Annotated in this window: 12 protein-coding genes; 11 read left to right on the forward strand and 1 reads right to left on the reverse strand. The window is 68.0% G+C overall.

The features are described from left to right. From EQG76_RS06245 to EQG76_RS06270, 6 genes are all read left to right on the forward strand, one after another. Window positions 1-245: DUF7696 family protein (locus EQG76_RS06245; RefSeq protein ID WP_159711599.1), on the forward strand; the 245-nt coding region annotated here is incomplete at its 5' end. Window positions 246-279: 34 nt separating this feature from the next. Next, window positions 280-828, forward strand: coding sequence for a glycoside hydrolase family 108 protein (locus EQG76_RS06250; RefSeq protein WP_159711601.1), 549 nt, complete (start codon window positions 280-282; stop codon window positions 826-828). 56 nt (window positions 829-884) lie between these two features. Further along, window positions 885-1,304: a hypothetical protein gene (locus EQG76_RS06255; RefSeq protein ID WP_159711603.1), complete on the forward strand. Its 420-nt coding sequence runs from the start codon at window positions 885-887 to the stop codon at window positions 1,302-1,304. Window positions 1,305-1,307: 3 nt separating this feature from the next. Then, on the forward strand, window positions 1,308-1,718 hold the full coding sequence (locus EQG76_RS06260; RefSeq protein ID WP_159711605.1) for a hypothetical protein: 411 nt from the start codon (window positions 1,308-1,310) through the stop codon (window positions 1,716-1,718). Further along, window positions 1,715-1,987: a hypothetical protein gene (locus tag EQG76_RS06265; protein WP_159711607.1), complete on the forward strand. Its 273-nt coding sequence runs from the start codon at window positions 1,715-1,717 to the stop codon at window positions 1,985-1,987. Before EQG76_RS06260 ends, EQG76_RS06265 begins: the two co-directional genes overlap by 4 nt. Next, window positions 1,987-2,199 (forward strand): TraR/DksA C4-type zinc finger protein, encoded by a 213-nt coding sequence (locus EQG76_RS06270; protein WP_159711609.1) that lies wholly within the window; start codon window positions 1,987-1,989, stop codon window positions 2,197-2,199. Before EQG76_RS06265 ends, EQG76_RS06270 begins: the two co-directional genes overlap by 1 nt. On the opposite strand, the gene EQG76_RS06275 is transcribed toward EQG76_RS06270, so the two are convergent. Further along, window positions 2,196-3,368, reverse strand: a complete 1,173-nt coding sequence (locus EQG76_RS06275; protein ID WP_159711611.1) for a site-specific integrase — start codon at window positions 3,366-3,368, stop codon at window positions 2,196-2,198. The two genes, EQG76_RS06270 and EQG76_RS06275, sit on opposite strands and share 4 nt — an antisense overlap. Window positions 3,369-3,722: 354 nt before the next feature. Here EQG76_RS06275 and EQG76_RS06280 point away from each other — a divergent pair, with 354 nt between their 5' ends. The 5 genes from EQG76_RS06280 to EQG76_RS06300 all read left to right on the forward strand — a co-directional run. After that, entirely contained in the window at window positions 3,723-5,717 is a 1,995-nt protein-coding gene (locus EQG76_RS06280; protein WP_159711619.1) for a protein-L-isoaspartate(D-aspartate) O-methyltransferase, read from the forward strand. 86 nt (window positions 5,718-5,803) lie between these two features. Beyond that, window positions 5,804-6,220, forward strand: coding sequence for a DUF5602 domain-containing protein (locus EQG76_RS06285; RefSeq protein WP_159711613.1), 417 nt, complete (start codon window positions 5,804-5,806; stop codon window positions 6,218-6,220). Beyond that, window positions 6,217-6,687: a plastocyanin/azurin family copper-binding protein gene (locus tag EQG76_RS06290; RefSeq protein WP_200840597.1), complete on the forward strand. Its 471-nt coding sequence runs from the start codon at window positions 6,217-6,219 to the stop codon at window positions 6,685-6,687. Before EQG76_RS06285 ends, EQG76_RS06290 begins: the two co-directional genes overlap by 4 nt. Window positions 6,688-6,708: 21 nt before the next feature. Then, entirely contained in the window at window positions 6,709-7,428 is a 720-nt protein-coding gene (locus EQG76_RS06295) for an RNA polymerase sigma factor (RefSeq protein WP_159711615.1), read from the forward strand. Window positions 7,429-7,433: 5 nt separating this feature from the next. After that, window positions 7,434-7,735, forward strand: a 302-nt coding sequence (locus EQG76_RS06300) for a PAS domain S-box protein (protein WP_159711617.1), incomplete at its 3' end; no start/stop codon positions are given.

Raw genomic sequence — 7,735 nt, forward strand, 5'->3', positions numbered from 1 at the left:
ACATTCATTCCGAGGCCTGGCGGCACGAATGCGAGTGCCGCTATGTCCTGGACGGGCTGCACTCGCGGGAGAGCCGCAACCGCTGGCTGTACGGCAACCCCGACGGCGAGCGGCCGCCTGACGGCGTGAGCTTTCCCAAAGGCTGCGTCGCCAAGATCCGTGGCGTGGAGGCAGCAGACCGGATCAAAGCCGGCGTGCTGGCCATCATCAAGTCCCGCAAGGCGCGAGCGGCCGCATCGTCGTGACGGGACACTACCCTCAACTCAATGGGGGTAGCCGATGCTCAGCATCGATCAAATCATCGACGAAGTTCTTCAGGCCGAGGGCGGCTACGTCAACGACCCCGCCGACGCCGGCGGCGAGACCAATTACGGGATCACCGTCGCCGTCGCCCGGGCCTACGGCTACACCGGCGCCATGCGCGACCTGCCGGTGAGCGTGGCCCGTGCGATCTACAGCAACCGCTACATCACCACGCCCGGCTTTGACCGCGTCCTCCAGATCAACGAGGCCGTCGGCATCGAGCTCATCGACACCGGCGTGAACATGGGCCCTTCCCAGGCGTCCGAGTTCCTGCAGCGCTGGCTCAACGCGCTCAACGACACCGGCTCGCGCTACCAGACCCTGTTCGTGGACGGCCGTCTCGGCCCGATCACCTACGCTGCCCTGGAAGCCTACCTGAAGTGGCGCGGCCGCGACGGCCAGACCGTGCTGGTGCGCGGCCTCAACAGCAGCCAGGGCGACAAGTACCTCCGCCTCACCGAATCACGCCCGGCCAACAAAAAGTTCCTGTTCGGCTGGATGCTCAACCGCGTCCGTATCGCCTGACCGACAAGCCATATGCTTCGGCCATGGACACTAAATCTCACTCCGGAAAATCAATAATGGAACCTACCTCCACCAGTTCCGTCGCTGGCCTTGCTCTGGTGAAGTACCTGGGTTCACAGCTTATTTTCGGCGCTTTCGCTACGGCCCTCGCCTTCATCGTCATGCCGCCGAAATCGACCCGGGAACTGTTCGGCCGCATGGTCTGTACCCTCCTGTCATCCTTCATCTACGGGCCCATCCTCGTAGCCGCCGTGCACTCCTGGTATCCGGCCCTGTTCGAGTCGGCGATCGCCGTCGCCCAGCTCAACGGCCAGGACAAGGAATTCGGCATTATGTACATCGCCGCGCCGCTCCAGGTCCTGGCGGGCATGCCGGCGTGGTGGATCGTGGGCGCCTTCATGCGCTGGTTCGACAAGCGCAAGGACGCCGACATCGGGTCGCTGATCGACGAGATCCGCGACACGATCAAGAAGTAAGCCATGCTGACAGCCAAGAACGCGCTGATCGCGCTCATCGCCCTGGCGGTGGCTGCCCTGGCCGGCGCGGGCGTCATCAGTTGGAGCTATTGGTCGCCGCGCCTGCAAGCCGCCGAGACGCGCGCTACCCGTGCGGAAGCCGACGCCGAGCGCGATCGCAAGGCAGCCAACGACACCGCCGACCTGGCGCAGCGCCAAAGCGTGGCGATCAACGATCTGGCCGACAAGCTGCGCAAGGCGGAAGAAGACGCACGTCTGGCGCGCCTCGAGGCGCAGCAGAAGCGCCGCACGGCGGAAGCCGAGGCCCAGCAGACGCTGGCCGAGACCGACCCGCCTGGTGCGTCCGATCTGGAGGCCGTGCGCGCCGCCGAGGCCGCCTTCGACGCCGAGCTGGCGCGGGAGCGCACCAAGTGACCCGCGCCCTTCTCCTATCCCTGCCGCTGGCGCTCGCCGCCTGCGCGACCACCCCGACGCCGCCCGAAGTCCGCACGGTCGAGGTCCAGATTCCCGTCCCGGTTCACTGCGTGGTGCAGCCGGTCACCAAACCAGCCTTTGCCGTCGACGCGCTGCCGCTGGGCTCCAAGGCGCCGGCGCAGATGCGCGCGCTGCGAGCCGAGCGCAAGCAGCGCATCGGCTACGAGGCCGAGCTCGAAGCGGCGCTGCTGCGCTGCATGAAACCCTGATGTCGTTCGAAGATCGCGCCCAGGAGCATGAGGTCCTGGAATGGGAGCTGCGCAACGCTGCCCGCCCCGCCAAAAGGAAATTCGCACCCAGCGAGCCAGAGTATGGGCCCGCCGAGTGCGATGACTGTGAAGCCGAGATGCCGGAGCCGCGCCGCGCCTACGGCTACCACCACTGCGTGCACTGCGCAGAGCGGCGCGAGAAGCGGCGCTAGGCGGCCGCCGCCGGCTTGCTCCAATTGCCGGCAATCACCTCCGCCATCTTATCGGCCACCTTGGCCTGATCACCCACGAGCCCGTGCAGATAGCGCTCTGTCGTGGATAGCTGACGGTGCCCGAGCGCTGTGGCGATCTGCTTCTGCGTGAGCCCCGCCATGTGGCCGAGGGACGCGAAGCCGTGGCGTAGGTCGTGGATCCGCAGCGCCTTGGGCAGCCCGGCGCGCGCCTTCACGATCGCCCAGGTCCCGTAGGGCGACTGCATGCTGCGCCCGTCGAGCCGGCCCGGGATGAGCCACTCGTTCTCCGGCAGGGCCTTGATGATGTCGATCGCGGCCTGCGACAGCGGGATGCGCCGCTGGCCGACCTTGCTGTCGGGCAGGAGCAGCAGCCGGCGCTCGAAATCCACCCAGGACCGCTTGGCCTCCATGATCTCCGACTTGCGGCAGCCGGTGAGCATCAGCAGCCGCACGAAGGCCGCGAAGGCCGGCCGGATGGCGCCGTCGTTCACCAGCTCGGTGAGCGCGGCGTCCAGGCAGGCGATCTGCTCGGGCGTGAGGATCAGCTCGCGCTCGGGGATCTTGTACTTCTTCAGCCGCCGGCACGGGTTGGTGCCGGGTGCCCGCCATTCCCAATCCTCGGCGAGGTTCAGCGCCTTGGAGAGGATCGCCACGCACTGGTTGGCCACGGCCGGCTTCTCGGACAGGCTGCCCTGCAGCTTGAGGATGTCGGCCTTGGTGAGGTCGCGCACGCGCTTGGTGCCCATGGCCGGCAGGATGTGGCAGCGCCAGTTGATGTCGTCGCGCTCGCGGCTGCTGGCCTTTTTGAACGGGATGGCGTGCTCCTTGGTGAAGCGGCGCTCGAGGTCCGCCACCGTGGGCGCGTCCTTGTCCTGGCGGCGCTGCGCGGCCGGGTCCTCGCCGGCGGCGACTGCCGCGAACACCTTGCGCGCCAGGTCGCGCGCGCGGTCCGGCGGCATGTCGGTGCAGCGCGCCACGGTCATCTTGCGCTGCACCTTGCCATCGATGGTCCGGTACCGCGCCACGTAGGTCTTGCGGCCGCTGGGCTGGACGCGGACGCCGAAGCCCGGTGCTTCCGTGTCCCATACCCACTGGTCCGTTTCGCCCGGCTTCAGCCCATCGACCAGGGTCTTGGTCAGCTTCGGCATGCTCAGCTCCTGCGCCCGAAAGCTGCGCCCGAAAATTTGGGCCCGAAATCTCCGGGCGCAGGTCGGGCGCAGTTTTGCGTGAATGAGGGTGATCCCGGGCGCAAGTTAGGGAAGTCGGGCGCAGGGAAGGAGCGGTATAACCCGTTGAAATCAGCCACTTTCGTGTATCTCCGTGAAAACCAGAGAACACTTGCCATACAAACTCAAAATCCGGTTCCGAAAGGAGTGTCGGTTCGATTCCGACCGCCCGCACCAACCCGTGCAGCCGATCATAAGGGCAGCCGGGGCCAGGAGGCCCGGAACTGCGGTCTTGCTGGACTGTTGCCGGTGCGTATCGAAGAGCCGGGCATCCTCATGCGCGACCTTGCACGCTCCCGCGAGCGGATGGTGGATGTGCAACTCGCCAGGCGAGGCATCCACGACCGCCACGTCCTGAATGCCATGGGCCGCGTGCCGCGCGAGGCGTTCGTGGAGCCGGGCCTGGAGGAATTCGCCTACGAGGACGGCCCGCTGCCGATCGGCGAAGACCAGACCATCTCCCAGCCCTACGTCGTCGCCCTGATGATCGAGGCGGCCGAGGTGAAGCCCGGGGACAGGGTCCTGGAGATCGGCGCCGGATCGGGCTACGCGGCCGCGGTGATGAGCCAGATCGCCGAACGGGTCCACACGATCGAGCGCCATCCATCGCTCGCCGAGAAGGCGCGCCAGCGATTCGGCAGACTTGGCTACGACAATGTCGAGCTCCGCGTCGGCGACGGTACGCTGGGCTGGCCGGAGGCGGCGCCGTTCGATGCCATCCTGGTGGCGGCGGGCGGGCCAAAGGTGCCCGACGCGCTGAAGCGGCAACTTTGCATCGGCGGCCGCCTGGTCGTCCCGGTGGGAACGGAGGAAAGGCAGCAGAGCCTCGTGAAGGTGACGCGCCGGAGCGAGACGGAGTTCGAGGAGGAGGATCTGGGCAGCGTGATGTTCGTGCCGCTGATCGGCGAGCAGGGCTGGGCCGAGGACGGGCGCCGTTCCGCGACCAGCCACCTGCCCGGCCAGTCGCGCGGCCGCTCGCTGCCGGAGATGATCGCCGCGGCGGCCGAGCCCCTGCCGGACATCGGCGATCCTGCCTTCGGCCAGCTGTTCGACCGCTTCGCCGATCGCCGCGTCGTGCTGCTCGGCGAGGCGAGCCACGGTACGGCGGAGTTCTACCAGGCGCGCGCGGCGATCACCCGCCACCTGATCGAGCGGCACGGGTTCACGATCCTGGCGGTCGAGGCCGACTGGCCAGACGCGGCGGCCGTGGACCGCTATGTCCGCCATCGCCCGAACCAGGCGGGCGGCGAGCCGCCGTTCCAGCGCTTCCCGACCTGGATGTGGCGCAACACCGAGATCGCCGCGTTGGTCGACTGGATGCGGGGACACAACGAGGGCATCCCGGAGCCGGATCGCCGGGCGGGCTTCTATGGCCTCGACATCTACAACATGGGCGGCTCGATCGCGGCAGTGCTGGACTATCTGGACAGGATCGACCCCGAGGCCGCGAAGATCGCGCGGGAGCGCTATGGCTGCCTGACGCCCTGGCAGAAGGAGCCGTCGACCTATGGCCGCGCCGTGCTCTCTGCCGGCTACCGCAAGTGCGAGCAGGCGGTGATCGAGCAGTGCCAGGAACTGCTGCATCGCCGGCTCGACTATGCCGGCCAGGACGGCGAGGGCTTTCTGGACGCGGCGCAGAACGCCCGTCTCATCGCGTCGGCCGAGCGCTACTACCGAATCATGTATTACGGGGGTGCCGAGTCGTGGAATCTCCGCGACACGCACATGTTCGAGACGCTCGAGCACCTGCTGGAGGCGCGCGGTCCGCAGTCCAAGGCCATCGTCTGGGCGCACAACTCGCATATCGGCGACGCGCGCTACACGGACATGGGCATGATGCGCGACGAGTTGAACATCGGCCAGCTGTGCCGCAAGCGCTTCGGCGACGACGCGGCCCTGATCGGCTTTGGCACCCACACCGGCACGGTCGCAGCCGCCACCGATTGGGGCGGCGACATGGAAGTGAAGCGGGTGCGTCCATCCCACCGCGACAGCTACGAGCGGCTATGCCACGATGCGGGGATCGCCCGCTTCCTCCTCGATCCCGGCCGCGACGAGGCGCTGCGCCGCCGGCTGCTGGAGCCGCGCCTGGAGCGGTTCATCGGCGTGATCTACCGGCCCGAGACCGAGCTGATGAGCCACTATGCCGACGCCTCGCTGCCGCAGCAATTCGACGCCTATGTGTGGTTCGACGAGACCACCGCCCTGACGCCGCTGGGCCCTGAGCACCACCGACCGGGCGTGCCCGACACCTATCCGTTCGGGGTGTAGCGCCCGGGAACGTTCCTGCCCGCCCTCCATCGAATGGAGTGCCTGCCGCTTTCCAAGCGGACGGGCGCCCCTTCTGGAGGATGGCCATGAGATTCAGCCTTGCTGCCCTGGCGCTCGCCGGCATGTTCGCCAGCCCCGCTCTCGCCGCCGATCAGGTCGCCAAGGCCCCGCCGGACGGCGACTACCGCAAGGTCAGCGAGCTGGTGAAGCTGCCGGACTTCCTGCCCGGGCTCGGCCAGCTCTTCGTCGATCCCGCGACCCTGCCGGCCGGCCCCTTCCTCGCCTACGACCATGACGGCAGCCTGGTCAGCACCATCTACATGCTGCCGGTCGCGGACCTCACGGACAAGGACAAGAGCTTCGACGATCTCGCCGCACCCGGCGGGGCGGTCGATCATGTCGATGTCTACTTCAATGCCGGCCATCCCGGGGTCGAGATGCCGCATGCGCATGTGGTGCTGTGGCATGTCCGGGCGGCGGACGAAGCGCGGGTGGCGCAGTGATCGCCACGCGCCGGACGGTGCTGCGGATCGGCGGGGTCATCCTCGCCGGCCTCGCCGGCACCGCGTCCGGCAGTACCGGCGAGGCCGCTGAGATCGCGATGCGGGGCAATGAAGACGGCTCCGACGTGTGGTACGATCCGGTCGGTCTCCATGTCCGCCCGGGCCAGACCATCCGGTGGACCAACCACGATGCCGGCAATGCCCATACGGCCACCGCCTACCACCCGCACAATGCCGGCCATCCCACCCGGATCCCGCAGGACGCTGCGCCGTGGAACTCCGACTACCTCCTGCCGGGCGAGAGCTTCGCCGTCACCCTCCTAGTCGAGGGCGTCTATGACTATTTCTGCATTCCCCATGAGCTGGCCGGCATGGTCGGGCGGATCCTGCGCGGGGGCTCGGTCCGGCGCAGCCAGACGGCGCAGCGCGACCATCGGGAACGTTTCGTGGCCAGGTGCATCTCATGATCAGGCTCGAGGAGATGGGCGATGAGATCAGGAGCAGCCGCGTCCGCATGGGTGCCGGACGAGCCGGACGATCTGGCGCTGGTCGAACGGGCGCGTTGCCATGACCGGGAGGCATTCCGCTTGATCATGCAGCGGCACAACCGGCGACTCTACCGGGTGGCGCGCGGGGTTCTCGGCGATGACAGCGAGGCCGAGGACATCGTCCAGGAGACCTATCTGCGCGCCTTCGCCCATCTGGACGGATTTCGCGGCGATGCACGCCTCTCCACCTGGCTCACCCGGATCGCGGTGAACGAGGCGCTCGGCCGGCTCAGGCAGCGGCGACCCTTCGTCGACCTGAATGTTCTCGACACGATGGACGAGCAAGGAGAGGCTGAAGTGATCTTCCTCCCGTCGGCTGCCCGGGATGGAGGACCGGAAGCCGCTGCCGCCCGCGCCCAGGCGCGTCGCCTGCTAGAGGACGCGATCGACCAGTTGCCGGATGCGTTCCGCATGGTGTTCATGATGCGCGAGATCGAGCAAATGAGCGTGGACGAGACCGCCTTCCAGCTGGGGCTGCTCGCCGAGACCGTGCGCACGCGGCTCCACCGCGCCCGCCGGCTCCTGCGGCAGACGCTCACGCGGAGCTTCACCGCGACCATAGCGGATGCCTTCCAGTTCGATGGCGCGCGCTGCGAGCGGATGACCAGGACCGTGCTGGCGCGCCTCCCGGCCGTCCGGAACGAACCGCCCGGGAAATGAGCGGCATGGATTTTCCGCGCATCGCGGCCGACAGCATTCTCGCATCCTCCGCCGATGCCGTGGTGGCCACCGACGCCGAAGGGTTCATCCGCGCGTGGAACCCCGGGGCGGAGCGCATCTTCGGCCATGCCGCCGGGGAGGCGCTCGGGCAGTCGCTCGACCTGATCATTCCGGAGCGGCTGCGCGAGCGCCACTGGAAGGGCTTTCACGAGGTCATCCGGACCGGCAGGAGCCGCTACGGTGCCGGCGACCTGCTGGCCGTCCCGGGCATCCGCAAGGACGGGCAGCGCATCTCGCTGGAGTTCAC

Source organism: Geminicoccus flavidas, from assembly GCF_009806515.1.
Classification (GTDB): Bacteria; Pseudomonadota; Alphaproteobacteria; order Geminicoccales; family Geminicoccaceae; genus Geminicoccus; species Geminicoccus flavidus.

Coding starts and splice junctions, on each gene's coding strand:
- EQG76_RS06280 (WP_159711619.1), top strand. CDS start 3,723: ATGCGCGACCTTGCACGCTCCCGCGAGCGGATGGTGGATGTGCAACTC.
- EQG76_RS06275 (WP_159711611.1), bottom strand. CDS start 3,368: ATGCCGAAGCTGACCAAGACCCTGGTCGATGGGCTGAAGCCGGGCGAA.
- EQG76_RS06260 (WP_159711605.1), top strand. CDS start 1,308: ATGCTGACAGCCAAGAACGCGCTGATCGCGCTCATCGCCCTGGCGGTG.
- EQG76_RS06250 (WP_159711601.1), top strand. CDS start 280: ATGCTCAGCATCGATCAAATCATCGACGAAGTTCTTCAGGCCGAGGGC.
- EQG76_RS06285 (WP_159711613.1), top strand. CDS start 5,804: ATGAGATTCAGCCTTGCTGCCCTGGCGCTCGCCGGCATGTTCGCCAGC.
- EQG76_RS06270 (WP_159711609.1), top strand. CDS start 1,987: ATGTCGTTCGAAGATCGCGCCCAGGAGCATGAGGTCCTGGAATGGGAG.
- EQG76_RS06295 (WP_159711615.1), top strand. CDS start 6,709: ATGAGATCAGGAGCAGCCGCGTCCGCATGGGTGCCGGACGAGCCGGAC.
- EQG76_RS06255 (WP_159711603.1), top strand. CDS start 885: ATGGAACCTACCTCCACCAGTTCCGTCGCTGGCCTTGCTCTGGTGAAG.